The sequence below is a fragment of the Pseudomonas extremaustralis genome (assembly GCF_900102035.1).
Lineage (GTDB): Bacteria > Pseudomonadota > Gammaproteobacteria > Pseudomonadales > Pseudomonadaceae > Aquipseudomonas > Aquipseudomonas extremaustralis.
The window spans coordinates 5113423-5139668 of sequence record NZ_LT629689.1 but is presented as its reverse complement, the minus strand read 5'-3'; the positions used below and the strand labels follow the sequence as shown (position 1 = coordinate 5139668).

Sequence of the window (26246 nt, the reverse complement as noted above, 5' to 3'; positions counted from 1 at the left end):
TCCTTTGCGTATCAGAGAGTGGGGGCGGGATGCCTTATAAGGCAAAGCTGCCCAACGCCACTAACAAAGCCGCGGCACTCGCGCCGCGACAATCCACAACTTTTTCTGCGCCAGCGGCCCGCGCCATCTCATAGACTCGCGGGCTGGGCACGAACAACGGCATCTGGGCCACCTGCGGCCAATCGGGTCCGGCCAGGGCCTGCAAGTGCAAGAAACCCTGCCCACTGCTGACCACCAGGCCGTTCAAGCGTTCCAACTGGATGCGCTGTGTCAGTACACCGCTGTCGTAAGCCGGCAGGAAACGGCGATACAACTCCAGGTAGTCGACACTAGCACCTTGCTCACGCAAACGCTCAGCCAGCAGCTCGCGCCCACCCTCGCCCCGCAGGATCAATACCCGGGCATCCGGGCGTGCAATAGCCTCGCGCAACGCAGGCAATTGAAGCAAGGCCTCGCTGTCGTCACCCGTTTGCGGATAGTGAACGTCCAGGCCTCGATCGGCCAGCACTTGAGCGGTGGCCGCGCCGACGCTGAACCAGCGCAAGTGCGGCCAGGCTTGATCCAGCTGCTGCAAGGCCAGGCGCGCAGCCGGCTTGCTCACGACGATCACCGCGCAATAGCGGCCCAGGTCACGCAAGACAGCTTGCCGCTCAGGCGTGATGGGTAACGGCTCGATGTCCAGCAACGGCAAGCTGCTACTGTAGATACCGGCTTCGGACAACGTCGCCGCCAGGGTTGCCGACTCTTCGGCGGGCCGCGTCAGCAGCACTCGCCAATCGGTCACTGCGGGCCGGCCTCGCCATAGACTTTTTGCAGGATGGCTCCGGCGCCCTTGTCGAGCAATTCTTCCGCCACTTGGATGCCCAGGGCGGCGGCGTCTCGCTGCGGGCCCCGCGCTTGCGCCGTCAACAACGTGCCACCGTCCGGGTCGCCCACCAGGCCACGCAGCCACAGGTTTTCACCCTCGAGCACCGCGTAACAGGCGATCGGCACCTGGCAGCCACCGTTGAGGTGCTTGTTCAGGGCTCGCTCGGCGGTGACGCGCACGTCGGTGTCGTGGTGATCCAGCGGTTGCAGCAGCGCGTGGATTTCAGTATCGACGGTGCGACACTCGATGCCCACGGCACCCTGCCCACCCGCCGGCAGACTGTCCTCGACACTGATGGCCGAGGTGATGCGGTCTTCAAAGCCCAGGCGGATCAGGCCCGCCGAAGCGAGGATGATCGCGTCGTACTCACCAGCGTCCAGCTTGGCCAGGCGCGTGTTGACGTTGCCGCGCAGGAAGCGGATCTGCAGGTCCGGGCGACGGGTCAGCAATTGTGCCTGGCGACGCAGGCTGGAGGTACCGACGATGCTGCCAGGGGGCAGCTCATCCAGGGACGCGTAGGTGTTGGAAACGAAGGCATCGCGCGGGTCTTCGCGTTCGCAGATGCAAAACAGGCCCAGGCCTTCGGGGAAGTCCATGGGCACGTCTTTCATCGAGTGCACCGCGATGTCGGCGTGGTTTTCCAGCAGCGCGGTTTCCAGCTCTTTGACGAACAGGCCCTTGCCGCCGATTTTCGACAGCGGCGAGTCCAGCAGCTTGTCGCCACGACTGACCATGGGCACCAAGGTCACCTTGAGGCCGGGATGAGCCTGTTCAAGGCGGGCTTTGACGTATTCGGCTTGCCACAAGGCCAGGGCGCTTTTACGGGTGGCGATGCGGATTTCGCGAGAGGACATGGATCAATCCGTACTGAATAGATACGGCAGATAATAACAGCTCAGGCAAATACGCTTTGATTTGAATCAGCAAGTGCCAGGCCTCCCTGGCCACGTCGCACCGGAATCAGGAAGGCAGGCCTCGCTGCAACCCTGATGCTAAAGCTGCTGCATCATTTTGCGCACGCCCGCGACATGGCGCCGACTGACGATCAGCGCATCACCATTGAGCCCTTTGAGGAACAACTGAAAGTGTCCGAGGGGCGTGCGCTGCAGGCGCTCGATACGCTCACGGGCCACCAACGCATTGCGGTGGATGCGCACGAAGCGGTCGCCAAATTCATCCTCGAGCGCCTTGAGCGGCTCATCGAGCAGCACTTCGCCGGTCTCGTGCCGCAGGGTCACGTACTTGTGATCAGCAATAAAGTAGACCACCTGGTTCAAGGGGATCAGTTCGATGCCTTTGCGTGTGCGGGCACTGATATGGCTGCGCGGGCCATTACCACTCTGGGCGGCTGGCTGGGTGAGTGCAGCGAGTTGTATGCGGTTGGGTCGCTCGGCCTTTTTCAGGGCCTTGAGCAGTGCCTCGGCACTCACCGGCTTGACAAGAAAGCTGACGCCACTGGCCTCCAGCGCCTCTGCGGAAAACTCCTCCTGGGTAGCGCACAGCACCACGGCAGGCGGCGATTCCCGCTCGCTCAAGCGGGCGGCAACCTGCAGGCCATCGAGGCCTGGCATACGGATATCGAGCAACACCACATCCGGCTTGAGGCTGTCGATCAACGTCAACGCCTCTTCGCCCGTGGTGGCGCTCGGTTCAAGGACTGTATAACCCTCGAGCTCACTGACCAAACGGCTCAGTCGCTCGCGGGCTTGGGGTTCGTCATCAACGATCAGGACATTCATATTGCGCTGGATTCCTGCGTGAGTCTCGCACAAGGATAGCGTAGACAGGTGCGGTGACTTGCGTCACAGCGATCCACGCTAAGACTAGCGCGAGCGGCAAAAAGTGCCCCGAGATCGGCACCCATATTTACCCGGACCTGTTCAATAGCGCCCAAGACCTGGTGCCTTCGGGCATCGTCGTAGGGTTTGCTGATACACAATCCGAATACCCCCCTTTTTAAATGGATAGTCTGGGCTATGACCGCATCACCCGACTTTGGTGCATTCACACACTATCAGTCCAACTGTAGACGCTCACTGAGACGATATTGCTCAATCGTCAAATATCGTTTCAATAAGCCTGCCTCCAGTCTCGTCCCGGACGCGTTCGGCGGCAAGGCACTTAGCCATCCTTTGCACAAATAAAAATGCCGACGACCCACAGCACCGCCATCACGGGCAACCCTGTTATTATCGCCGGCACACTTCCATGCCTCTCTATAAGCAGATCACGAGCGAATCCATGAGCACCGACAAGACCAACCAGTCCTGGGGCGGCCGCTTCAGTGAACCCGTCGACGCCTTCGTCGCCCGCTTCACCGCCTCCGTCACCTTCGACCAGCGCCTGTACCGCCACGACATCATGGGCTCCATCGCCCACGCCACGATGCTGGCCAAGGTCGGCGTGCTGACCGACGCCGAGCGTGACAGCATCATCGACGGCCTGACCACCATCCGCGGTGAGATCGAAGCCGGCACGTTCGACTGGCGCGTCGACCTGGAAGATGTGCACATGAACATCGAGGCCCGCCTCACCGATCGCATCGGCGTGACCGGCAAGAAACTGCACACCGGCCGTAGCCGCAACGACCAGGTGGCCACCGATATCCGCCTGTGGCTGCGTGATGAAATCGACCTGATCCTGGCCGAAATCACCCGCCTGCAAAAAGGTCTGCTGGAACAGGCCGAGCGTGAATCGGACACCATCATGCCCGGTTTCACCCACCTGCAGACCGCGCAACCCGTGACCTTCGGCCACCATCTGCTGGCGTGGTTCGAGATGCTCAGCCGTGACTACGAGCGCCTGGTCGATTGCCGCAAGCGCGCCAACCGCATGCCATTGGGCAGCGCCGCGCTGGCCGGCACCACCTACCCGATCGACCGCGAGTACACTGCGCAACTGCTGGGCTTCGACGCCGTGGGTGGCAACTCCCTGGATGGCGTTTCGGACCGTGACTTCGCCATCGAGTTCTGCGCCGCCGCCAGCATCGCGATGATGCACCTGTCGCGCTTCTCCGAAGAGCTGGTGCTGTGGACCAGCGCGCAATTCCAGTTCATTGATCTGCCGGACCGTTTCTGCACCGGTAGTTCGATCATGCCGCAAAAGAAAAACCCCGACGTACCCGAACTGGTCCGTGGCAAGAGCGGCCGCGTATTCGGCGCCCTGATGGGCCTGCTGACCCTGATGAAAGGCCAACCCCTGGCCTACAACAAGGACAACCAGGAAGACAAGGAACCGCTGTTCGACGCCGCCGACACCCTGCGCGACTCGCTGCGTGCCTTTGCCGACATGATTCCGGCGATCAAGCCCAAGCACGCGATCATGCGGGAAGCGGCCTTGCGCGGGTTCTCCACCGCGACCGACCTGGCGGACTACCTGGTGCGCCGTGGCCTGCCGTTCCGCGACTGCCACGAAATCGTCGGCCATGCCGTGAAATATGGCGTGGAAAGCGGCAAGGACCTGGCGGAAATGAGCCTGGAAGAACTGCGTCAGTTCAGCGACCAGATCGAGCAGGACGTGTTTGCCGTACTGACCCTGGAAGGCTCGGTCAATGCCCGCAACCATGTGGGCGGCACTGCGCCGGCACAGGTGAAGGCAGCCGTTGTGCGTGGTCAGGCGCTACTCGCCAGTCGTTAATACCTTGTGGTGAGGGAGCTTGCTCCCTCACTACAAGCGCGGTTCTACTTCTTCGCCGCAATCATCGCCATGAACGCCGGCATCGCTGCTTCCCTGTCCGCCGCCACCTTCCGGGCGTTGGGCATGGCATGCAAACGCTCCAGCAACGCCTTGGCCGCCGGGTACTCCGCCAACAGGTCCAGGCCAAACAGCTTCTCGCCCACGCCGCAGGCGAGGTTCAGGCTGTACATGAAATACAGATCCGCCAGGGTGAAGCTCTCACCCGCCACGTACGGCGCGAACTTACCGTGTCGCCCTAGCGATCCCACGCCTAACAACAACTCGGCCCGGGATTTTTCCTTGATCGCCTCCGGCACCGGCATGCCGAAAAACGCCTCGCCGAAGCACGCCCGTGCGGGCAATTCGATGTACAACTCGATTTCCCTGCACAGCGCCAACACCTGGGCGCGTTGAAATGGCTCGGCCGGGAGCAGCGACGGCCCCTCCTGGGTTTGCTCGATGTACTCGAGGATCACGCTGGTTTCGTTGATAAAACCTTGCTTCACGCCCAGCACTGGCACCTTGCCTCGCGGGCTCACCGCCAGGGCATCGGGGGTTTGCCCGGCATAGAAAGGCACCTCTTCAAAAGGCAGCCCTTTCTCCAGCAACGCCAGTTTGACCATGTTGTAGTAGTTGCTGACCGAGAATCCATAGAGCTTGAGCATGACAATCGCCTCCAGGCTGGGAATAGGGTTGGCTGCAAGCGTTATAGATCCCCAGGCCCGATCTGACCAGCAGCATCAGCTGCCTGAATGGAGGTAGACTGACGCCCTTTCCTTGAGGAGCCTGCCATGAGCGAGCCGACCGATATCGACAACGACGAAGAAGAGTTCGCCGAAAGCACGCTGACCCAAGCCATCGAAAACCAGATTGAAAGCGACAACCCGCCGGCGGCCAAAGCCACATTCAACAAGTTGACGCTGGTGGGTTACGAGCGTGATGAGATTTTGAATCTCATGGCCCATGTGCTGGCCGTGGAGATCGACAAGATGCTGGACGAAGACCGCGCCTTCGATACCCAGTGGTATGAAACCGCATTAAGAGCGCTGCCTGAACTGCCGCCCGAAAACCAATAGCCCGCTATTTTCCGTAGCAGCGAGCTTGCTCGCGAAAAACGTCAACGGTACCCCAGGGCGCCTGGATATACGCGGCGCTCTCAGGTTTTTCGCGCGCAAGCTCGCTCCTACTGGACAGCCTGCCAAAGTGCGTTCACCTTATGGCCTGCTAGCCTCTAACAAATTCTTAGAAAGTCTGGAGTCCTTATGTCGTATACCCCTGAGTTGGTTGCCGAACTGGAAATCCTTGCACTCTTCAACCTGGACAGCTCCCAGGAAGGTCTGAAAGTCCACCAGACCGCTGCGCCTACTGCCATCGCCGCCGCCCAGCGCCTGTTCGAGAAAAAACTGATTGATCAACCGGACGGAGGCTACCTGACCAGCCTGGGCCGGGATGCTGCCGAGCAGGCGCAAACCCTGCTGACTATCTTGACGACCGCCACGAACAAAGAAGCCGCCTGATACCTGATACCGCCCATGGAGTCCGCCCAATGCGGATTCCGAGGGCGTTGCCGTGGGCGGCACAAAATTCTGACGCCAAAAACCTTTTCCCTCTAAACCGCCTACGTCGGGCCTGCGAGCCACCGAATCCGATATGACCCGCACCCATGAAATCCGCCCCGACCTGGACGAAGGCATCGACCGCAAGGTGCTGGCCCAGTTGCGTGCGCGTTTCATGGCGCTCAATGAAGGCCGCATGGCCCGGGCCGTCGAAGGGCTGACGCCACGCCAGCAAAGTGTGCTGACCCTGTTACCGCTGTTTTTTCACGTCAACCACCCGCTGCTGCCAGGCTATGTGTCGGGTAGCACGCCGGCGGGCCTGTCGAACTTCGAGCCTGACGCTCAAGCCCTGACCGAAGCCCAGCGCCTCACCCGTTCGTTCTCCTACAAACCACGCCACGGCAACCCACCGCGACCGATCCACGGTCTGTTCCTGATGGGCAGCCTGGGCACCCTGGCCCAGGCCGATCAGAGCGATATGGACGTGTGGGTGTGCCACGCGGCAGACCTGGGCGAAAACGAGCTGGCCGAGCTGCGCAAGAAATGCCAACTCCTGGAAGCCTGGGCCCTGAGCATGGGTGCCGAAGCCCACTTCTTCCTGATCGAGCCGACCCGCTTTGTGCTGGGCGAACGGGACACGCAACTGAGCTCTGACGATTGCGGCACCACCCAGCATTACCTGTTGCTGGACGAGTTCTACCGCACCGCCATCTGGCTGGCCGGGCGTACGCCGATCTGGTGGCTGGTACCGGTGTATGAAGAAACACGCTACGCCGAGTTCACCCACACGCTGATGTCCAAACGTTTTATCCGTGCCGATGAAACCCTCGACCTCGGCCACCTGGCGCGCATCCCGCCGGGCGAATTCATCGGGGCCGGGCTGTGGCAATTGTTCAAGGGCATCGAGTCGCCCTACAAGTCGTTGCTCAAGCTGCTGCTGACCGAGGTCTATGCCAGCGAGCACCCGAACGTGCACTGCTTGAGCCTGCGCTTCAAACGGGCGGTGTTCGCCAATCAGATGGACCTGGATGAACTGGACCCCTATATCGTGGTGTACCGGCGCATCGAGGAATACCTCAAGGCCCGCAACGAGCCCGAACGCCTGGAACTGGTACGCCGCGCGCTGTACCTGAAGGTCAACCGCAAGCTCACCTCCGGCCAGCGCACCATCGGCTGGCAGCGACTCTTGCTGGAGCGCCTGGCCCATGAGTGGGGTTGGGATCAGCGACAATTGGCGCTACTGGACAGCCGCAGCCAATGGAAAGTCCGCCAGGTGGTCTCCGAACGGCGCGACTTGGTCAACGAACTCAATTACAGCTATCGCTTCCTGACCCAGTTCGCGCGCACCGAGCAGACTGTCAGCCTGATCAATAAGCGCGACCTCAATGTGCTGGGCCGCCGCCTGTATGCGGCCTTTGAGCGCAAGGCCGGCAAAGTCGAGTTCATCAACCCCGGCATCGCCCCGGACCTGGCCGAAGACACCCTGACCCTGGTGCAATCGCCCATCCGCAAGGAGCCGGGCCAGCACCACTGGGGCCTGTACAACGGCAACCTAACCGCCCTGGAGTGGGAGCACTTCGCGCCGATCAAGCGCAGCCGCGACCTCCTGGAAATGCTCACCTGGTGCCACCGCAATGGCGTGATCGACAGCAGTACCCGCCTGGCCCTGCACCCTGGCGCCAGCGATCTGACCGAATTCGAGCTGTTCAACCTGCTGGGTAGCCTGCAACAGAGCATCGCCCTGCCCCTGGCCAGCGTCGATGAAGAACGCCTGCTGCGCTCGGCGGTGCCCGAAGAGGTATTGCTGCTGATCAACGTCGGCATCGACCCGCTCAAGCACCACCGCGACCTGAATATCCTGATGACCACCGAGCGCACCGACTCCCTGAGTTATGCCGGTGTACGCGACAACCTGGTGCTGACCCTGGACCAAGTCACCCTCAATAGCTGGAACGAGGTGATGGTCAGCCGCTACGACGGCCCCCAGGCCCTGCTCGACTGCCTGCGCGACTATCTCAACCAACTGCCGCCGGACCACCTGCCACGCCTGCGGGTGCGCTGCTTCTGCCACAACCGCGCGCAATTCATTGCCCGGCGTGTGGAAGAAATCTTCGACACCGCGCAGAACCTACTGCTGGCTCAGGGCAACCACCGTTATGTGTTGCAAGTACAACAGCACTATCACGTCATGGAGTTGGTACCGGGCCAGGCCACCCATGTGTCGCTGCCGACCCAGGACGCCTTGATCGCCTACCTCAGCGAAGAACTGGCCAGCTTCAGCCCGCTGCACCTGGACGCCATGGCCCTGGAAGACCACGAGCTCGCGTTGCTGCTGCCCATGGGGATGGCCGATTGCATTCAGGTCTTCTACCGGGTCAACGAAAACTTCGCCGAACTGTACGTGCTGGATGAATTCAACGCGCTCTGGCAGCAACGCTTGCCGTTCCATGATGAACAGAGCCTGCTGGTACCGTTGCAGCGCTTTCTGCAGTCGATCATTTATCGCCGTGACGCCCTGTCGCCCCTGGACCCGCAACAACCGCTGGGTGCGGTGCAAATCCTGTACTACCAACTGCTACCGTCAGGCAGCAACCGCGCACGCGGCATCGAGCCGCGGCCGGCACCGCAAAACCCGGCAAACAAGCCGTTTTATGACGTGCAGGCAATTATCGGCAAGGCGGCGCCTGGCCAGGTGGGGATTACCCTGTACTGCAATCAGCGGGAGTTTTCCGAACTGGAGTTTGGCGACCAGCTGTTTGCAGTGGTCGCCCAGGAGATCGTCGGGCAGCGCCGGGAAGCCGAGCGCTACCGCTGCTATATCACTGATCTGGACCTGTCGGGTCTGCTCGGCGATGTGCAGAGCCCAAGCAATCTGTACCTGCGTTACAAGGCCGAACTTGAGCGCTCACTGAACCAGGCACTGAGCCGGATCTAGAGCGAAAAGGGACCGCCGTCTTTGGGCTGGGCTTCAACGCTGAGCAATTCAAGCTTGAGGGTCTTGCCGCCAGGTGCTGGCCAATCAATATGCTGGCCCACTTGCAAGCCAAGCAAGGCACTGCCCACCGGGGCCAGGATCGAGATCTTGCCTTCATCGGCGTTCGCGTCTTTCGGATAGACCAGGGTCAGGTGGTAATCCTTGCCGCTGCCTTGCTCACGGCAATGCACGCTGGAGTTCATGGTCACGACACCCGCAGGCACTTCATCGTGGCCAACCACGTCTTCGGCGCGATCGAGTTCGGCTTGCAACGCCGCGACGCCCGGAGCTTCGTCGCCCAAGCGGTCGATCAGTTGCTCCAGACGCTGCACGTCAAGACGGGTAAGAATGATGGACGGTGCGGTGGTCATGATTCAGGCAGACTCCTTTTTCCTGCACAAAAAAGCAAAACCCCGCCAGAAAAAGGCGGGGTTCTCACGGGCCTCTATGGGTCGAGGCGTACCCGGACACTACCACAGCACCATAAATAAACAAGACAGGCTCAGGGCGCGACTTTACGCTGCTCGGCCTGGGCCACGATCACGCGTCGCCGCTGATCATCGGCGGAGCGCCATTCCCGGATGTCTTCCACATGACGGAAGCAGCCGAGGCAGATTTTCTGCTCATCCAGGCGACACAAACTGATACAAGGTGACGGCACTGCCGGGCTGATATTGCTGAACAGCGGCTTGGGCGCACGCACAGGCGCAGACTGGCTCACGATCAGTCCTCGTCGGGGTTCAGCTCATCGAAGCCCAGTTCGACGCCAGCTTGCTCCTGAACCAGCCGCGCGAGCATTTCGCTGAGCAGCTCATCGCTGGTATCGCACTGCCAATTGTTGTCTTCTTCGTTGTAATCGAAGTGAAAACCACCGGAACGTGCAGCCAGCCACAGTTGGCGCAAAGGCTCCTGGCGACTGAAGATCAGTTGGGTGCCGTTCTCGAACTTGACGGTCAGCACACCGGCCGAATTTTCCAGGTCCACGTCCAGGCCGCTGTCGTCGAAAATATCTTCCAGCGCCTGCTGGGTCGAATCCACCAGGTCGTGAAAACGGGCTTCGGTCAAACTCATTGTGGCAACCTCAAAAGTGTCTGGTTTCGCTCGAGCGCCGCACGATACGGGCGAGCCCCGCCGATTGCAAAGGATACCGATTTCATTACAGATGGCGGTACGAAATATCCTCAGCCAGCGTAGCCCGCTTCTCGACTATCTCGGCAAACCCCCGCCGGACGGGTACTTCGGCGCATAGGCAAGCTGCCGGGTGGTCGGTATACTCGGGCGCAATTAATGCATATTCAAGGATTTCGCCATGAAGCGCCTGATCTCTTCTCTTGCTGCGCTCGTCGCGGTCGCTTGCCTCGTTAGTGCCTGTGGTCAAAAAGGCCCGCTGTATTTGCCCGATGACAGCAAAGACCCGAATGACCAGGCGCAATCGTCGCAAAAGCCCGCCAAAGCGCATAAGCACGACACCTACTAAGGGAACCTCATGGACGCTTTTAACTACCGGGACGGCGAGCTGTTCGCGGAAGGCGTGGCGCTGTCCGCGATTGCCGAGCGCTTTGGCACCCCGACCTATGTGTACTCGCGCGCGCACATCGAAGCCCAGTACCGCTCATTCACCGACCCTCTCGATGGCGTACCGCACCTGGTGTGCTACGCGGTCAAGGCCAACTCCAACCTGGGTGTACTGAATGTCCTGGCGCGTTTGGGCGCCGGTTTCGACATCGTCTCCCGTGGCGAGCTGGAACGTGTGCTGGCCGCTGGCGGCCAGGCCGACAAGGTCGTGTTCTCCGGCGTCGGCAAAAGCCGTGAAGACATGCGCCGCGCCCTGGAAGTCGGCGTGCATTGCTTCAACGTCGAGTCCGCCGAGGAGCTTGAACGCCTGCAGGTCGTCGCGGCCGAGATGGGCGTTCGCGCGCCGATCTCCCTGCGCGTCAACCCCGACGTCGACGCTGGCACCCACCCATATATTTCCACCGGTCTCAAAGAGAACAAGTTCGGCATCGCCATCGCCGACGCCGAGGACGTCTACATCCGCGCCGCCCAGCTGCCGAACCTGGAAGTGTTGGGCGTCGACTGCCATATCGGCTCGCAACTGACCACCCTGCCACCGTTCCTCGATGCCCTCGACCGCCTGCTGGCGCTGGTCGATCGCCTTGGCGAATGCGGCATCTACCTGCATCACATCGACCTCGGTGGCGGTGTCGGCGTGCGTTATCGCGATGAAGAGCCACCGCTGATTGCCGACTACATCAAGGCCGTGCGCGAGCGCATCGAAGGCCGCGACCTGACACTGATGTTCGAACCGGGCCGTTTTATCGTCGCCAATGCCGGCGTGCTGCTGACCCAGGTCGAATACCTCAAGCACACCGAGCACAAGGATTTCGCCATCGTCGACGCGGCGATGAACGACCTGATCCGCCCGGCGCTGTATCAGGCCTGGATGAATGTCACCGCCGTGAAGCCTCGCGACAGCCAGGCTCGTGCCTATGACATCGTCGGCCCGATCTGCGAGACCGGCGATTTCCTGGCCAAGGATCGTCAACTGGCCCTGGAAGAAGGCGATCTGCTGGCCGTGCATTCGGCCGGTGCCTACGGGTTTGTCATGAGCTCCAACTACAACACTCGCGGGCGTACCGCCGAGGTGCTGGTGGACGGTGATCAAGCGTTTGAAGTGCGTCGCCGTGAGACGGTAGCCGAGTTGTATGCTGGCGAAAGCCTGCTGCCGGAGTAAGCCATGCTGCTGCGTTTTACCAAGATGCACGGGCTGGGCAACGATTTCATGGTCCTTGACCTGGTCAGCCAGCACGCGCACATCCTGCCCAAGCACGCTAAACAGTGGGGCGACCGGCATACCGGGATTGGCTTCGATCAATTGCTGATCGTCGAGGCGCCGAGCAACCCGGAGGTGGATTTCCGTTATCGGATCTTCAATTCCGACGGCTCCGAAGTGGAGCAGTGCGGCAACGGAGCGCGCTGCTTTGCGCGCTTCGTGCTGGACAAGCGCCTGACCGCCAAGCGCCAGATTCGTGTCGAGACCAAGAGCGGCGTGATCGAGCTGGATATCCGTAATGACGGCCAGATCAGCGTCAACATGGGCGCGCCACGCCTGGTGCCCGCGGATATTCCGTTCCAGGCCGCCGAGCAGGCGACCCACTACGCGCTGGACGTCGATGGACAATCGGTGGATATCGCCGCCGTGTCGATGGGCAATCCCCATGCGGTGCTGCGGGTCAACGACATCAACAGCGCGCCCGTGCATGAGCTGGGGCCGAAGATCGAACATCACCCGCGCTTTCCGGCACGGGTCAATGTGGGCTTCCTGCAGGTGATCGACCGTTCCCGCGCGCAATTGCGCGTGTGGGAGCGCGGCGCCGGCGAAACCCAGGCCTGCGGTACCGGCGCTTGCGCTGCCGCCGTGGCCGCGATCAGCCAGGGGTGGATGGATTCGCCGCTGCTGATCGACCTGCCCGGTGGACGCCTGTCCATCGAATGGGCAGGCCCCGGCCACCCGGTGCTGATGACCGGGCCGGCCACGCGTGTATACGAAGGACAGGTCCGTCTATGAGTGAGCCGAGCTAATGACCGATAAGCCTCAAGTACCCGCCCAAGCAACCCCGAGCGAAAGCCTGGAGGCCGCAGCTGTCGCGGCGTACCTTGAGGCTAATCCGGACTTTTTCGTCGACCACGAAGAATTGCTGCCGGCCCTGCGCATCCCCCACCAGCGCGGCGATACCGTGTCGCTGGTGGAGCGGCAGATGAAGATCCTGCGCGAGCGCAACATCGAAATGCGCCATCGGCTCTCGCAGTTGATGGACGTCGCGCGCGACAACGACCGCCTGTTCGACAAGACCCGCCGCCTGATCCTCACACTGATGGATGCCACCAGCCTGGAAGAAGCGGTGATCGCCGTGGAAGACAGCCTGCGCCTGGACTTCCAGGTGCCCTTCGTCAGCCTGATCCTGTTCAGCGACAACCCGATGCCGGTGGGTCGCTGGGTCAGCGGTGGCGAGGCGCAAACCGCCATCGGCGGCCTGCTGTCCGAAGGCAAGACCATCTGCGGCACCCTGCGCGAGCATGAACTGGACTTCCTGTTCGGCACCGAACAACGCAAGCAGATCGGCTCCACCGCCGTGGTCGCCCTCAGCCATCAAGGTCTGCACGGCGTGCTGGCCATCGGCAGCCGAGACCCCGCGCATTACAAGAGTTCGGTGGGCACGCTGTTCCTGACCTACATCGCCGAAGTGCTGGGCCGCATACTGCCGCGCTTCACCACCGCCCTGCGCGCGGTGCGCTAGCCATGGAACGGCAACTGGACGCTTATTGCGCTCACCTGCGCAACGAGCGCCAGGTGTCGCCCCATACCCTGGAAGCCTACCGGCGGGACTTGAACAAGGTCCTGGCGTACTGCGAAAAACAACAGATCACCAGCTGGAAGGCCCTGGATATCCAGAGCCTGCGCAGCCTGATTGCGCGGCTGCACCAGCAAGGCCAATCCTCGCGCAGCCTGTCGCGCCTGCTGTCGGCGGTGCGCGGCCTGTATCACTACCTGAACCGTGAAGGCCTGTGCGACCACGACCCGGCCAATGGCCTGGCCCCGCCCAAGGGCGAACGGCGCCTGCCCAAGACCCTGGACACCGATCGCGCCCTGCAACTGCTCGATGGTGCCGTGGAGGATGACTTCCTCGCCCATCGCGACCAGGCGATCCTCGAACTGTTCTACTCCTCGGGCCTGCGCCTGTCGGAGCTGACCGGCCTGAACCTCGATCAACTGGACCTGGCCGACGGCCTGGTGCAAGTGCTCGGCAAAGGCAGCAAGACCCGCGTGCTGCCGGTCGGCCGGAAGGCCCGGGAAGCGCTGCAACTGTGGCTGCCCCTGCGCGCGCTGACCAACCCGGCGGACGACGCCGTATTCGTCAGCCAGCAGGGCCGGCGCCTAGGGCCGCGGGCCATTCAACTACGGGTCAAGGCGGCCGGTGAGCGCGAGCTGGGGCAGAACCTGCATCCGCACATGCTGCGGCACTCGTTTGCCAGTCATTTGCTGGAGTCGTCCCAAGACCTGCGCGCAGTGCAGGAACTGCTCGGCCACTCCGATATCAAGACCACGCAAATCTATACCCATCTGGACTTCCAGCACCTGGCAACGGTGTATGACAGCGCCCATCCACGGGCCAAACGCATCAAGGGCGGCGACTCATGAGTATCAAGCTGATCACCTTCGACCTGGACGACACACTCTGGGACAACGTACCGGTCATCATCAGCGCCGAAGCGTCGATGCGCGAATGGCTGGCCACCCATGCGTCCAAGGTCGGCGAACTGCCTCTGGAACACTTCGCCACCCTGCGCCAGCAGGTGCTGCAACGTCATCCCGAACTGAAACACCGCATCAGCCTCTTACGCCATCGCGTCCTGATACATGCGTTTGAAGAAGCAGGCTATCCACAGCCCGAGGCCACGCAAATGGCCGATGTGTGCTTTGAGGCGTTCATTCGTGCACGGCACCAGCTCACCGTGTTTCCTGAAGCCGAGCCCATGCTTCGGGCGCTGCGCCAACACTTCCTGCTGGGGGTGATCACCAATGGCAACGCGGATGTGCAGCGCGTGGGCCTGGCGGACTACTTTCACTTTGCCCTGCGCGCCGAAGATGTCGGCATCGCCAAGCCGGATGCGCGATTGTTTGAGGAGGCGTTGCAGCGTGGCGGGGTGGAGGCGAGTGCGGCGGTGCATGTCGGCGACCATCCCGGCGATGACATCGTCGGCGCGCAGCAGGCGGGGCTTCGTGCGGTGTGGTTCAACCCAGCGGGCAAGGTCTGGGAAGGGGACAAGCGCCCGGATGCGCAGATTCATAGCCTGGCGGAGTTGCCCGAGTTACTGCGCAGCTGGAACTGAGACTGATCTTGAGTGGCATACAGAGTTTGTTTCACACATGAAAAAGCCCGCAGCGACGGCGGGCTTTTTCACGCAAGCATGGGACGGACTTAAATAGGCCGGCTGCCGTACTTGTTGTCAGGCTTCTTGGGAGGGTCTGCAACCACATTGGGCTCGACCTCGACCACTTTGCCGCCTTTTGCGAGGAATTCTTCCATCGCACGGGCCAGCGCATCGCGCTCTTTGTTCTTGGCCTCGACGCTCGGCAGTTCGTCTACCGAAACAGCGGCCTTGGCCTTGCCTTTGGCAGCCGGAACAGGAACATCGTCACCGCCGTCGTCGTCAGCAACGTCTTCCGCCGCCGCTTCAAGACCTTCCTCGGTGTCGTCTTCGTCACCTACTTCCAGTTCGTCGTTTTCCAGATCATCGTCGCTCATGTTCTACCTCATGACTTGCGAAAAGCAGATTAGTTATAGCCCAGCTTCACCCTCTGTCGAGGTTGCCGGAAAAAAATCAACATCCACCGGATAACCAGTGGCTTATGCCCCATCACCGTGCAAAGTGGCGAGGACTTTACGAGCACCGCCATGATCACGGTGCTCGCCCAGATAAACACCTTGCCAGGTCCCCATCGCCAAGCGGCCGGCCTTCACCGGCAAACTCAGCTGGCAGCCCAGGAGACTGGCCTTGAAGTGCGCCGGCAGATCATCCGGGCCTTCGTCGTTGTGTTCGAACCCTGCCAGGCCTTGCGGCACCAGCGAGTTGAAATAACGCTCGAAGTCACGGCGAACCGCCGGATCGGCATTCTCGTTGACGGTCAACGAGGCCGAGGTGTGCTGCAGCCACAGGTGCAACAGGCCCACGCGACACGCCTTCAATTCAGGCAAGCCGGCAAGCAACTCGTCGGTCACCAGGTGAAAGCCCCGGGGCTTGGCCCGCAGGGTAATCAGGGTCTGTTGCCACATACAGTTCTCCGCCCATCGGCGCGCATTCTAGCGTGCTCTGGGAAAAAACAAAGTGCCGAATACGCCCACAGGGCTGTAAGACATACGCACACTGAAACGTGCCACGTGCGCTCCATCACAAACGGAGCGCAAAAACCGATACAGCTTGTTATGAATGACAAACGCCAGACAAAAAAATGCCCGGCAAGCCGGGCATGTTTTTTTGCGTACTTACAAGTTGTAGCCGCGTTCGTTGTGTTGCGCCAGGTCGAGGCCGACCGCCTCTTCTTCGTCGGTAACCCGCAGGCCCATGACCATGTCCAGCACCTTGAGGATGATGAAGGTCACGATGGCGGTGTAGATCACGGTGAAGCCAACGCCTTTGCACTGAATCCAGACTTGGGCTGCCACATCAGTCACGGTGCCGAAGCCACCCAGGGCCGGTGCCGCAAACACACCGGTCAGGATTGCGCCGAGGATACCGCCGATACCGTGGACACCGAAGGCGTCCAGGGAGTCGTCATAGCCCAGTTTGCGTTTGAGGGTCGTGGCGCAGAAGAAGCACACCACACCCGCCGCCAGGCCGATGATCAGCGCGCCCATCGGGCCCACAGTGCCGGCAGCTGGCGTAATGGCCACAAGGCCCGCAACCACACCCGAGGCGATGCCCAGGGCACTTGGCTTACCGTGGGTGAGCCACTCGGCGAACATCCAGCCCAGGGCGGCGGCGGCGGTTGCGATCTGGGTCACCAGCATCGCCATACCGGCAGTACCGTTGGCCGCAGCAGCGGAACCGGCGTTGAAGCCGAACCAGCCGACCCACAGCATGGCCGCGCCCACCAGGGTGTAACCCAGGTTGTGAGGCGCCATTGGCGTGGTCGGGAAGCCTTTGCGTTTACCCAGCACCAGGCACGCTACCAGGCCGGCCACACCGGCGTTGATATGCACCACGGTACCGCCGGCAAAGTCCAGCACGCCCCAATCACCCAGCAGCGAGCCCGGACCGCCCCACACCATGTGGGCAATCGGCGCGTAGACCAGGGTGAACCAGACGCCCATGAAGATCAGCATCGCGGAGAACTTCATACGCTCGGCGAAGGCACCGACAATCAGCGCCGGGGTGATGATGGCGAACGTCATCTGATAGGTGACGAACACCGCCTCAGGGAACAGCGCCGCAGGGCCGGTGATGCTGGCCGGCGTCACACCCGACAGGAACAACTTGGACAGGCCGCCCACGAAGGAGTTGAAGTTGACGACGCCTGCTTCCATACCGGTGGTGTCGAACGCCATGCTGTAGCCGTAGACGAACCACAGGATGGTGATCAAGCCAGTGATGGCGAAGCACTGCATCATCACCGACAGAATGTTTTTGGACCGCACCATGCCGCCGTAGAACAGCGCCAGGCCGGGAATGGTCATGAACAGCACGAGCGCGGTGGATGTGAGCATCCACGCGGTATCACCGGAATTGAGGACTGGAGCCGCCACTTCGTCTGCCGCCATGGCCAGGCCGGGCATTACGATGGACAACAGGGCTCCGAGCCCTGCGAATTTACGCAGAGTCATATTGTTTTCTCCTGGGGCGTTGGGGTTTGGCGGCTTAGATTGCGTCGGTATCGGTTTCGCCGGTACGGATGCGAATAGCCTGTTCCAGATTGACCACGAAGATCTTGCCGTCACCGATCTTGCCAGTGTTGGCGGCCTTGGTTATCGCCTCGATAACCCGATCAAGATCCTTGTCGTCAATGGCGACATCAATCTTCACCTTCGGCAGGAAATCGACCACGTATTCCGCGCCGCGATACAGCTCGGTGTGACCCTTCTGCCGACCGAAGCCTTTGACCTCAGTAACGGTAATGCCCTGCACGCCGATCTCGGACAACGACTCGCGTACATCGTCCAACTTGAACGGCTTGATGATGGCAGTGACTAGCTTCATGAAAACTCTCTCCCGAATTGGTGGACTTGCCCCAGGAAAACAAACCCGTCTCAAGTCTAAGCGCAGCGCCTGGCTTTGTAACGCGTCGTCGCAAGAGCAGTTGCCATTACGACGCCAGCGAACCACTGGTGACGAAACCTGTACCCCTGATCCGTCGGCGCACTGCATTCGTCACAGCGACTGCATCAGTGCATGGGTCATGATCGTCTAAGCAGAAACCTTGCCAGCTCCGTAAAAACCACTGAAATCAGTCCCTTGCTCACTTATGCCCACCGGCGGGGCTTCATGGCGGCCGCAATGCGCACAAAAACAGTGCGCCACCTCCCGGCCCCCTGCGCGAAAAGCGTGCGCATCGGGCCCTGGAAAAGACTATAGACGCTGCGTGATACACTGCCGGCCAACAGTTTTCCGGAATATTTCCCATGCTCGCGCCCAAAGACCTCCTCGACGCCCTGAGCGGCCACGCCTCTCGCCTGTTCAGCGGTGACACCCCGCTGCCCCGCAATGAAATCGAAAGCCAGTTCAAGGCCTTGTTGCAGAGTGGCTTCAGCAAACTGGACCTGGTGAGTCGGGAAGAATTCGACAGCCAGATGGTGGTACTGGCCCGCACGCGTGCGCGGTTGGAGAGCCTTGAGGCGAAAGTCGCGGAATTGGAAGCAAGGTTGAACCCGCCCGCCGAATAAGTTCAACCCCTGGGGGGCTCACGGCCCCCTGGATACGTTCTGTAAAACCTCCCCGCCTCATTCTTCCCCACCTCATCTACCCTTGAAAAACCGCAGGAAGCGGGCCCCACTTTTCAAGGAACGAGCATGTCCCTCGCCATTGTCCACAGCCGCGCCCAGATTGGCGTCGAAGCCCCTGCCGTCACCGTCGAAGTGCATATGGCCAATGGTTTGCCGTCGTTGACGCTGGTCGGTCTGCCAGAAGCGGCGGTCAAGGAAAGCAAGGACCGCGTGCGCAGCGCCATTCTCAACTCCGCCCTGCAATACCCCTCCCGCCGCATCACCCTCAACCTGGCGCCCGCCGATCTGCCCAAGGAGGGTGGGCGTTTCGATCTGGCGATTGCCCTGGGAATCCTCGCAGCCAGTGTGCAGGTGCCGGCATTGATGCTCGATGACGTGGAATGCCTGGGAGAGTTGGCGTTGTCCGGCGAGGTGCGCGCGGTGAAGGGCGTGCTGCCGGCAGCGCTGGCGGCGCGCAAGGCCGGGCGCACGGTAATAGTGCCCCGGCACAATGCCGAGGAAGCATGCCTGGCTTCAGGGCTGAAAGTGATTGCGGTGGACCATCTGCTCCAAGTGGTGGCGCACCTGAATGGGCACGTGCCGATTGAGGCCTATAAATCCGACGGTTTGCGGTACTTGAACAAACCTTACCCGGACCTGAGTGAAGTTCAGGGCCAATTGGCAGCCAAGCGCGCGTTGCTGATTGCGGCGGCCGGCGCGCACAACCTGTTGTTCAGCGGGCCACCCGGCACCGGCAAGACCCTGCTTGCCAGCCGTCTGCCCGGCTTGTTGCCGCCATTGAGCGAGCAGGAAGCCCTTGAAGTCGCGGCGATTCAATCCGTGGTCAGCCTGGCGCCCTTGAGCCATTGGCCCCATCGACCGTTTCGTCAGCCCCATCATTCGGCATCAGGCCCTGCACTGGTAGGCGGTGGGTCGAGGCCGCAACCGGGGGAAATCACTCTGGCCCACCATGGGGTGCTGTTCCTGGATGAACTGCCCGAGTTTGATCGTAAAGTGCTGGAGGTTTTGCGCGAGCCACTGGAATCGGGGCATATCGTGATCTCACGTGCCCGTGACCGCGTGAGTTTCCCGGCGCGCTTTCAACTGGTCGCCGCGATGAACCCCTGCCCTTGCGGCTACATGGGCGACTCCAGTGCGCGCTGTCGCTGTACGCCGGAGCAAGTCCAGCGCTACCGCAACAAACTCTCCGGGCCGTTGCTGGATCGGATCGACCTGCACCTGACGGTAGCCCGCGAAATCACCGCGCTGAACCCGGCCCCGCAGCCAGGGGACAACACCGCCAGCGCCTCGGCACTGGTTGCCCAGGCCAGGGAACGCCAGCAACAGCGCCAGGGCTGCGCCAATGCGTTCCTGGACCTGCCGGGTTTGCGCCAGCATTGTGCGCTGTCGAGGCCGGATGAAGCCTGGCTGGAAAGCGCCTGCGAGCGTTTGACCCTGTCCCTTCGAGCGGCCCACCGCCTGCTCAAGGTCGCCCGCACCCTGGCGGATCTGGAGCGCGCAGACACTATCGAGCGCAGCCACATTGCCGAGGCCCTGCAATACCGGCCATCGGCCTCCAACTCGGCGGACGGTGCAAACGCCTAGAAGTCAAAATCAGCGATAAACCGGCGCGCGGCCGCGACGAGGCAGGCGACCATTGAGCAACGCATACGCGGCCAAGCCGATCAACAAGCCCCAAAACGCGCCACCGATCCCCAGCAGGTTGATGTTGGCGGCGCATGCCAGAAAGGTGATCAGCGCGGCTTCCCGTGAACGGACGTCCGCCATGGCGTTGGCCAGGCTGGCGCCGATGGTGCCCAGCAGGGCCAAGCCGGCCAGGGTGGTGATGAACGCCGGCGGGAACGCCATGAATACGGCGGCCAGCGTCACCCCGAACACTCCGACGAGGATGTAGAACACCCCGGCGGCAACCCCGGCGACCCAGCGCTTGGACGGGTCTTCCGAGGCTTCCTTGCCCGTGCAGATGGCCGCTGTAATGGCCGCGACGTTGAACGCGTGCGAGCCGAACGGCGCCATCAACAGCGAGCCCAGCCCGGTCACCGTCAGGATCGGGTTCGCGCTGGTCTTGAAACCATCGTTGCGCAACACCAGCATGCCCGGCATGTACTGGCCCGTAAGGGTGATCAGAAACAGCGGCAGCGCCACACTGAGCAAGGCATTGAGCGAGAACACGGGCTGGGTGAATACCGGCGCCGCCAGTTGCAGGGACAGCCCCGACAGGTCCACCCGCCCCTGCACCAGCAGGAATCCCAGGCCCAGCAGCAGAATACCGACGACCGCATAGCGTGCAGTGAACCGCTTGAGCGCGACGTAAGCGGCGATCAACAAGCCGACCAGCACCGGGTCGAGGCTCATGCCACCAAACGCGCCGATGCCGAACTGCAGCAGAATCCCCGCCAGCATGGCCGCCGCGATGCCCGGCGGAATCAGCCGGATGACTTTTTCAAAGCAGCCGGACAGCCCGAGCAGCACAAATGCCACGGCTGACACGATGTACGCGCCGACCGCCTCGGCGTAAGGCGTAGCAGACAACGCGACCACCAGGAACGCCGCCGCGGGGGTCGACCATGCGGTGATGATCGGCTCGCGGCTCACCCAGCTGAGAAACAGCCCGGTCACCCCCACGCCGATCGACACCGACCAGACCCACGACGCCGTCAGCTCGGGGCTGAGCCCGGCCACCTTGGCCGCCTGGAACACCAGAATGAAGGTGCCGCCATAATTGACGATGACCGAAATCAGCCCGGCCACAATGGGGTGGAACACGTCGCGCAGACGCAGCGACGACGGCGAGATTGAAGAAGACATAGGGACATTGCTCCTTGCCAGGCGAGGTATTGAGCCTCGCGTGATGGGTCGTTGGCCGGCCTTGAGGCGGTGGCACGGGTGAAAGTCTACGGATAGACTGGCCTGCCGTTACCGGCCAATTCTTCAAAGCAAGGCAGACCGCATGGCGAAAACCTTCGAGCTGGAAACCCTGCAAATGCGCCTCGACGACGCACAACTCCGGCAGTTGGATCTGCACCAGCGAATCCAACGGGCACTGCGGGCCTTGATCCTCGATGGCGTACTGGCGCCCGGCCTGAAGTTGCCGGCGACGCGGGTCCTGGCCAAGTCATTGGGGGTCGCGCGCGATACGGTGGAGAACGCCTACGTACAGTTGCACCGCGATGGCTTTATCGTGCGGCGCGAAGGGTCCGGCAGTTACGTGTGCGAGGCCATCGGCGCCGAATTGCGCGGCGCCTCCCGCCGCCGCCAGGCGCAAGCGGTCAAAATCAGCCAGGCGGCGCCGGGCGCCGGCTTGAGCCAGCGCGGGCGGATGATCCTCGACAGCGGCGGCGTGAACGATCAACAAGTGATCAAAGCATTCGCCACCGGCCTGCCCGAAACCCGCTCGTTCCCGACCGATGTCTGGGAGCGCCTGCAACGCCAGGTGATGAAGGACTATCGCAGCAGCGTGCTGTTGCACGGCGACCCGCAAGGGAGCGAGTCGTTACGCAAAGCCATCGCGACGTATCTGAACCTTGAGCGCGGCGCCAACTGCGCGCCCGACCAGGTCCTGGTGCTGAGCAGTACGCGCCAGGCGCTTTTTCTGTGCGCACAGTTACTGGTGGATGTCGGCAAACCGATCCTGCTGGAGAACCCAGGCTATTTCGGCGCCAGGAAGGCCTTCGAAACCGCCGAGGCCAAGGTCGTGCCCATCGATGTCGATGCGTCCGGCATCCGCACCGACCTGCTGCACGCCGACCGCAGCGGCGCCCATTGCGTGTATGTCACGCCCTCTCATCAATACCCGACCGGCGCCACGCTGACCCTGGAGCGGCGTCTTGAGTTGATCAACTGGGCCGCGGAAAAAGGCAAATGGGTCATCGAAGATGACTACGACAGCGAGTTCCACTACGCCGGCAAACCCACGGCCTGCGTGCAAGGCCTGGACAAGTACCAGCGCACGCTGTACCTCGGCACCTTCAGCAAGACCCTGTTCCCCGGCCTGCGCATGGGCTACATGGTGCTGCCCCGTGAACTGGTCAAGGCCTTTACCTACGCGCGCAGCATGCTGGACGGCCACACTCCGCAAATCCTGCAGCTGACGCTGGCGCGCTTCATGGAGGACGGGCATTACAACGCCCACGTCCGGGCGATGCGCAAACTCTACGCCGGGCGCCAAGCCATCATGCTCGATGCCATCGGCAAGCACCTGGGCCATGTGGTCACAGCGTGTCGGCCCCAGGGCGGGCTGCAAATTCCCTGCGTGCTGCACGAGGGCTGGTCGGAAGAAAAAACCATCCGCCAGGCCGCCAGCGCGGGCGTGCAACTGCCCGGTCTCAGCCGACTGTATGCCGGTGCGGCAACGCAACAGGGATGGTTATTGGGCTACTCGTCCCTGACTGCCCATGAAATCGAAACCGCCATGCGCCGCCTGGCTCACGCGCTCAAAGCACGCTAGCCAGGCACGCCGTCAACGGAACCGGTCGACCTCTTGGCGCAGGCTCGCCGCCAGCGTCTCCAGTTCCTTGGCGGTAATCGCCAGGTTCGACACCACTTCGCGCTGCTCGCTGTTGGCCAGTGCAATGCTTTGCAGGTTGCTGCTCAGCAAGGTCGCGGTGCTGCTCTGCTCCTGGGTGGCGGTGGTGATCGCGGCGAATTGCTGACCGGCCGAGCGGCTCTGCTCGTCGATACGTGCCAGGGCCGACGCCACGTCGGCGTTGCGTGACAAGCCTTCCTGCATCAGCGCGTTGCCCTGTTCCATGGTGCTGATGGCGTTGCCGGTTTCCTGCTGGATGCTCTGGATCATCCCGGAAATTTCATCGGTGGCCTGGCGGGTGCGTGAGGCCAGGTTGCGCACTTCGTCGGCGACCACGGCAAATCCTCGGCCTTGCTCACCGGCACGGGCGGCCTCGATGGCGGCATTGAGCGCCAGCAGGTTGGTCTGTTCGGCGATCGAGGTGATCACGCCGACAATGCCGCCGATTTCCTGGGAGCGCTGGCCCAAGGTGTTGATCACCGTGGCCGTACTGTTCAGCGCGGTGGCGATGTGTTCCAGGGACGACGATGCCTCTTGCATTGAGGTCCGGCCAATGCGGGTCTGCTGGGCGTTTTCCTGGGCCAGTCGCTCGGTGTTGCCCATGTTGTCGGCGATGTTCAGCGAGGTGGCGCTGAATTCTTCCACCGCGCCGGCCATGCTGGTGATCTCGCCGGACTGCTGCTCCATGCCCTCATACGCCCCGCCGGACAACCCGGATAACGCCTGGGCACGGCCGTTGACCTCTTCGGCGGCCTTGCGGATGTGCGAAACCATGGTCGACAGCGCTTCCCCCATCTGGTTGAAGCTGCGCGCCAACTGGCCGATCTCGTCATGGCTGGACACGTTCAGCCGTGCGCTCAAATCACCGGCGCCCAAGGCCTCGGCCTGACGTACCAGGTCACTCAGGGGCTGCAATTTGCTGCGCAGCAGCCAGACCGTCGCCCCCACCGCGAACAGCATCGCCAGCGCACTGCCAATCACCAGACGAATGCCCACCGCCCACGTGACTGCGCGGATTTCAGCCTTCGGCATGCTCGCCACCACTGACCACGGGCCGCCTTCGAACGGCACCGAAACGCTGTAGAAGTCTTCGTTCTTGTCGCTCCAGAAACGCCCTTCACCCGGCTTTTTCGCCAGGTCGAGCATCACCGGGATCGCCTGCTCTAGCGCCTGCACACCGGCCGGTGGCACCAGCCAGCGCTTCTGTTCGTCCAGCAAGGCCAGAGAACCGGTCTTGCCGATTCGGAAGCGTTTGAGGTTGTCGAACTGGGCGTTCTGGGCATCGGTGTAGTCGAAGCCGACGAACAGTACCGCAATCACCTTGCCGGCGGCATCGCGCACTGGCGTGTATTGGGTCATGTAGGACCGTTCGAACAGCACCGCGCGGCCGACATAACTCTGCCCGGCCAGCAGGCGTTGATACGCCGGATGCTGATGGTCCAGGGCCGTACCGATGGCGCGACTGCCGTCTTGCTTGGTCAGGGAGGTACTGATGCGGACAAAGTCTTCGCCGCTGCGCACAAACACCGTGGCCACGCCGCCGGAGGTGTCCTTGAATTCATCGACCTCAGCGAAATCGTTGTTCAGCAGATGACTGCCCAGATACAGGCCTGGCGTCTGTATCCCGGCGATAGCCACTGGCTGGTCACCGCGCACACTCAAGCCGGCGCCGAAACGCTTTTCGAACAGCCCGCTCAAACGCTGAGTACTCTCGCGCAAGGTGCTGTGGAAGGTATTGAGTTGATCGGCGAGCAGGCGTGCCTCGCTGGCCAGGTGTTCCTCACGGGTGTCGAGGTTGGCGGAGTCGAGGGAACGCAAGGCAAACACGGTACTGCCGCTGATGACGACGGCCAGAATCACAGCGAGCGCAAGGCCTAACTGTGAAGCGATCCGGGCACGGGGTTTAGACATGACGGCTCCTGGCCGACGCCTGGATCGTCCTGATCTCATAGCGCTGCTCGGCAAATTATCGAGTGGGAAACGTTGGTGCACGATAGTTCCAACACCCCTACTTCGGCGGCCAGAAGCAATACTTGAGCGATTCGCAGGGGTATCTCGCAAACGATTGCATCGGCTGTTTTCCCCACGTCAGCCGAGGCGTTCGACCTGGGGCAGTTCCATGGCGCTGACTTCGCTCTGGAGAAAGTCCGCCAGCCGCCGCAAGCGCTCGCCGCCGGGACGGGTCTTCGGCCACACCAGGTAGTAACTTTCCCCACTGGCCACGGCGGTGGGCCACGGCAGGCTCAGCCGGCCCTGGGCCACGTCTTCGGCCACCATCAGCAGATCGCCCATGGAGACGCCATAACCCCGCGCGGCGGCGATCATGCCCAGCTCAAGGGTGTCGAATACCTGCCCGCCCTTGAGCGACACCTGGGAGGACAGCCCCATACGTTGCAGCCAGTTGCGCCAATCCCGCCGGTCGGGCGTGGGGTGCAGCAATTCGGCGGTGGCCAGCCGCGCAGCGTCCCAAGGCCCATCGTCCAACAGGTTCGGGGCACCGACAGGAATCAGCAGTTCAGGGAACAGGTAGCAGGCTTCCCAGTCCGCCGGAAAATGCCCATAGCTCAGCAATACCGCGCAATCGAAGGGCTCCTGGTTGAAGTCCACTTCGTCCACGCTCATCCACGCGCTGGTCAGTTGCACCTCATTGCCCGGCTGCAAATGCCGGAAACGACTGACCCGCGCCAACAACCAGCGCATGGTCAGCGTGGACGGCGCCTTCATGCGCAGGATGTCGTCTTCGGCGTTCAGGGTATGGCAGGCCCGCTCCAGCGCGGCGAACCCTTCGCGCACGCCGGGCAACAGCAAGCGCGCGGCTTCGGTGAGTTGCAGGTTACGGCCGCTGCGTTGGAACAGGCGGCAGGCGAAATGCTCTTCCAGCGTGCGGATATGGCGGCTGACCGCGCTCTGGGTAATCGAAAGCTCCTCCGCCGCGCGGGTGAAGGAGTTGTGCCGCGAGGCGGCTTCAAACGCGCGCAAGGCGTAAAGCGGAGGAAGACGACGAGACATGAGGAAAGCTCCGACGGCGCAATGCCCAAACCCTACCAGAATCAATCAGGCATGAGTTTTAATCATGCATATGATCGCATTTATCCCTTTGTGCAACGGTCTGAGAGCGCCGAGAATCAGCCCTTCCCCTCCCCAATGA

At 62.1% G+C, this 26246-nt stretch carries 27 protein-coding genes; 13 read left to right on the top strand and 14 right to left on the bottom strand.

The window, feature by feature from the left end; genetic code table 11:
• Window positions 1-34: 34 nt before the first annotated feature.
• The 3 genes from BLR63_RS23595 to BLR63_RS23585 form a co-directional block, all read right to left on the bottom strand.
• Window positions 35-784 carry a uroporphyrinogen-III synthase gene (locus BLR63_RS23595; protein WP_010567203.1) on the bottom strand — a complete coding sequence of 250 codons (750 nt, stop codon included), beginning with the start codon at window positions 782-784 and terminating at the stop codon, window positions 35-37.
• The gene (gene hemC, locus BLR63_RS23590; protein WP_010567202.1) at window positions 781-1722 is read right to left on the bottom strand and encodes a hydroxymethylbilane synthase; all 942 of its coding nucleotides are present in this window, start codon (window positions 1720-1722) and stop codon (window positions 781-783) included. The genes BLR63_RS23595 and hemC overlap by 4 nt, the downstream gene beginning before the upstream one ends.
• A 138-nt stretch (window positions 1723-1860) precedes the next feature.
• The gene (locus tag BLR63_RS23585) at window positions 1861-2607 is read right to left on the bottom strand and encodes a LytR/AlgR family response regulator transcription factor (RefSeq protein ID WP_010567201.1); all 747 of its coding nucleotides are present in this window, start codon (window positions 2605-2607) and stop codon (window positions 1861-1863) included.
• A gap of 502 nt (window positions 2608-3109) precedes the next feature.
• Here BLR63_RS23585 and argH point away from each other — a divergent pair.
• Window positions 3110-4504, top strand: a complete 1395-nt coding sequence (gene argH, locus BLR63_RS23580) for an argininosuccinate lyase (RefSeq protein ID WP_010567200.1) — start codon at window positions 3110-3112, stop codon at window positions 4502-4504.
• A 44-nt stretch (window positions 4505-4548) separates the two neighbouring features.
• On the opposite strand, the gene BLR63_RS23575 is transcribed toward argH, so the two are convergent.
• On the bottom strand, window positions 4549-5208 hold the full coding sequence (locus BLR63_RS23575) for a glutathione S-transferase family protein (RefSeq protein WP_010567199.1): 660 nt from the start codon (window positions 5206-5208) through the stop codon (window positions 4549-4551).
• Between the two features lie 126 nt (window positions 5209-5334).
• Between BLR63_RS23575 and BLR63_RS23570 the strand changes: the two genes are divergently transcribed.
• The 3 genes from BLR63_RS23570 (at window position 5335) to BLR63_RS23560 (ending at window position 9034) form a co-directional block, all read left to right on the top strand.
• The gene (locus BLR63_RS23570; protein ID WP_010567198.1) at window positions 5335-5619 is read left to right on the top strand and encodes a hypothetical protein; all 285 of its coding nucleotides are present in this window, start codon (window positions 5335-5337) and stop codon (window positions 5617-5619) included.
• A 186-nt stretch (window positions 5620-5805) separates the two neighbouring features.
• Window positions 5806-6060 (top strand): TIGR02647 family protein, encoded by a 255-nt coding sequence (locus tag BLR63_RS23565; protein ID WP_010567197.1) that lies wholly within the window; start codon window positions 5806-5808, stop codon window positions 6058-6060.
• A 133-nt stretch (window positions 6061-6193) separates the two neighbouring features.
• Entirely contained in the window at window positions 6194-9034 is a 2841-nt protein-coding gene (locus tag BLR63_RS23560) for a class I adenylate cyclase (RefSeq protein WP_010567196.1), read from the top strand.
• Here the strand turns inward: BLR63_RS23560 and rnk are convergent.
• From rnk to cyaY, 3 genes are all read right to left on the bottom strand, one after another.
• Window positions 9031-9444 (bottom strand): nucleoside diphosphate kinase regulator, encoded by a 414-nt coding sequence (gene rnk / locus BLR63_RS23555; protein ID WP_010567195.1) that lies wholly within the window; start codon window positions 9442-9444, stop codon window positions 9031-9033. The genes BLR63_RS23560 and rnk overlap by 4 nt on opposite strands.
• A 131-nt stretch (window positions 9445-9575) precedes the next feature.
• Window positions 9576-9794: a DUF1289 domain-containing protein gene (locus tag BLR63_RS23550; RefSeq protein WP_010567194.1), complete on the bottom strand. Its 219-nt coding sequence runs from the start codon at window positions 9792-9794 to the stop codon at window positions 9576-9578.
• A gap of 2 nt (window positions 9795-9796) precedes the next feature.
• Window positions 9797-10144 carry an iron donor protein CyaY gene (gene cyaY / locus BLR63_RS23545; protein ID WP_010567193.1) on the bottom strand — a complete coding sequence of 116 codons (348 nt, stop codon included), beginning with the start codon at window positions 10142-10144 and terminating at the stop codon, window positions 9797-9799.
• Window positions 10145-10382: 238 nt separating this feature from the next.
• On the opposite strand from cyaY, the gene lptM reads away from it, so the two are divergent.
• From lptM to BLR63_RS23510, 6 genes are read left to right on the top strand one after another with little or no spacing between them, the layout of a single operon-like run.
• Window positions 10383-10550 (top strand): LPS translocon maturation chaperone LptM, encoded by a 168-nt coding sequence (gene lptM / locus BLR63_RS23535; protein ID WP_010567192.1) that lies wholly within the window; start codon window positions 10383-10385, stop codon window positions 10548-10550.
• A 9-nt stretch (window positions 10551-10559) separates the two neighbouring features.
• Window positions 10560-11807 carry a diaminopimelate decarboxylase gene (lysA, locus tag BLR63_RS23530; protein WP_010567191.1) on the top strand — a complete coding sequence of 416 codons (1248 nt, stop codon included), beginning with the start codon at window positions 10560-10562 and terminating at the stop codon, window positions 11805-11807.
• 3 nt (window positions 11808-11810) lie between these two features.
• Window positions 11811-12641: a diaminopimelate epimerase gene (gene dapF / locus BLR63_RS23525; protein WP_010567190.1), complete on the top strand. Its 831-nt coding sequence runs from the start codon at window positions 11811-11813 to the stop codon at window positions 12639-12641.
• A 13-nt stretch (window positions 12642-12654) separates the two neighbouring features.
• Entirely contained in the window at window positions 12655-13371 is a 717-nt protein-coding gene (locus BLR63_RS23520; RefSeq protein ID WP_010567189.1) for a DUF484 family protein, read from the top strand.
• A gap of 2 nt (window positions 13372-13373) precedes the next feature.
• Entirely contained in the window at window positions 13374-14273 is a 900-nt protein-coding gene (gene xerC, locus BLR63_RS23515) for a tyrosine recombinase XerC (protein WP_010567188.1), read from the top strand.
• A complete protein-coding gene (locus BLR63_RS23510) occupies window positions 14270-14965 on the top strand; it encodes an HAD family hydrolase (protein ID WP_010567187.1) in 696 nt (231 codons plus the stop codon). The genes xerC and BLR63_RS23510 overlap by 4 nt, the downstream gene beginning before the upstream one ends.
• An 89-nt stretch (window positions 14966-15054) precedes the next feature.
• On the opposite strand, the gene sutA is transcribed toward BLR63_RS23510, so the two are convergent.
• The 4 genes from sutA to glnK form a co-directional block, all read right to left on the bottom strand.
• Window positions 15055-15381, bottom strand: coding sequence for a transcriptional regulator SutA (sutA, locus tag BLR63_RS23505; RefSeq protein WP_010567186.1), 327 nt, complete (start codon window positions 15379-15381; stop codon window positions 15055-15057).
• 102 nt (window positions 15382-15483) lie between these two features.
• Window positions 15484-15909 (bottom strand): secondary thiamine-phosphate synthase enzyme YjbQ, encoded by a 426-nt coding sequence (locus tag BLR63_RS23500; RefSeq protein ID WP_010567185.1) that lies wholly within the window; start codon window positions 15907-15909, stop codon window positions 15484-15486.
• A gap of 210 nt (window positions 15910-16119) precedes the next feature.
• Entirely contained in the window at window positions 16120-17457 is a 1338-nt protein-coding gene (locus tag BLR63_RS23495; RefSeq protein ID WP_010567184.1) for an ammonium transporter, read from the bottom strand.
• Between the two features lie 34 nt (window positions 17458-17491).
• Window positions 17492-17830 carry a P-II family nitrogen regulator gene (gene glnK / locus BLR63_RS23490; RefSeq protein ID WP_002555808.1) on the bottom strand — a complete coding sequence of 113 codons (339 nt, stop codon included), beginning with the start codon at window positions 17828-17830 and terminating at the stop codon, window positions 17492-17494.
• A gap of 422 nt (window positions 17831-18252) precedes the next feature.
• Between glnK and BLR63_RS23485 the strand changes: the two genes are divergently transcribed.
• Both BLR63_RS23485 and BLR63_RS23480 read left to right on the top strand, forming a co-directional pair.
• On the top strand, window positions 18253-18513 hold the full coding sequence (locus tag BLR63_RS23485; RefSeq protein ID WP_010567183.1) for an accessory factor UbiK family protein: 261 nt from the start codon (window positions 18253-18255) through the stop codon (window positions 18511-18513).
• A 126-nt stretch (window positions 18514-18639) separates the two neighbouring features.
• Entirely contained in the window at window positions 18640-20157 is a 1518-nt protein-coding gene (locus BLR63_RS23480) for a YifB family Mg chelatase-like AAA ATPase (protein WP_010567182.1), read from the top strand.
• Between the two features lie 9 nt (window positions 20158-20166).
• Here the strand turns inward: BLR63_RS23480 and BLR63_RS23475 are convergent, their stop codons facing one another.
• The gene (locus tag BLR63_RS23475) at window positions 20167-21381 is read right to left on the bottom strand and encodes a benzoate/H(+) symporter BenE family transporter (RefSeq protein WP_010567181.1); all 1215 of its coding nucleotides are present in this window, start codon (window positions 21379-21381) and stop codon (window positions 20167-20169) included.
• A gap of 142 nt (window positions 21382-21523) precedes the next feature.
• Here BLR63_RS23475 and pdxR point away from each other — a divergent pair, with 142 nt between their 5' ends.
• Window positions 21524-23020 (top strand): MocR-like pyridoxine biosynthesis transcription factor PdxR, encoded by a 1497-nt coding sequence (gene pdxR / locus BLR63_RS23470; protein WP_010567180.1) that lies wholly within the window; start codon window positions 21524-21526, stop codon window positions 23018-23020.
• Window positions 23021-23032: 12 nt separating this feature from the next.
• Here pdxR and BLR63_RS23465 read toward each other — a convergent pair whose 3' ends face one another.
• Window positions 23033-25009: a methyl-accepting chemotaxis protein gene (locus tag BLR63_RS23465; RefSeq protein ID WP_010567179.1), complete on the bottom strand. Its 1977-nt coding sequence runs from the start codon at window positions 25007-25009 to the stop codon at window positions 23033-23035.
• A gap of 177 nt (window positions 25010-25186) precedes the next feature.
• Window positions 25187-26107 (bottom strand): LysR substrate-binding domain-containing protein, encoded by a 921-nt coding sequence (locus BLR63_RS23460; protein WP_010567178.1) that lies wholly within the window; start codon window positions 26105-26107, stop codon window positions 25187-25189.
• Between the last annotated feature and the right edge of the window lie 139 nt (window positions 26108-26246).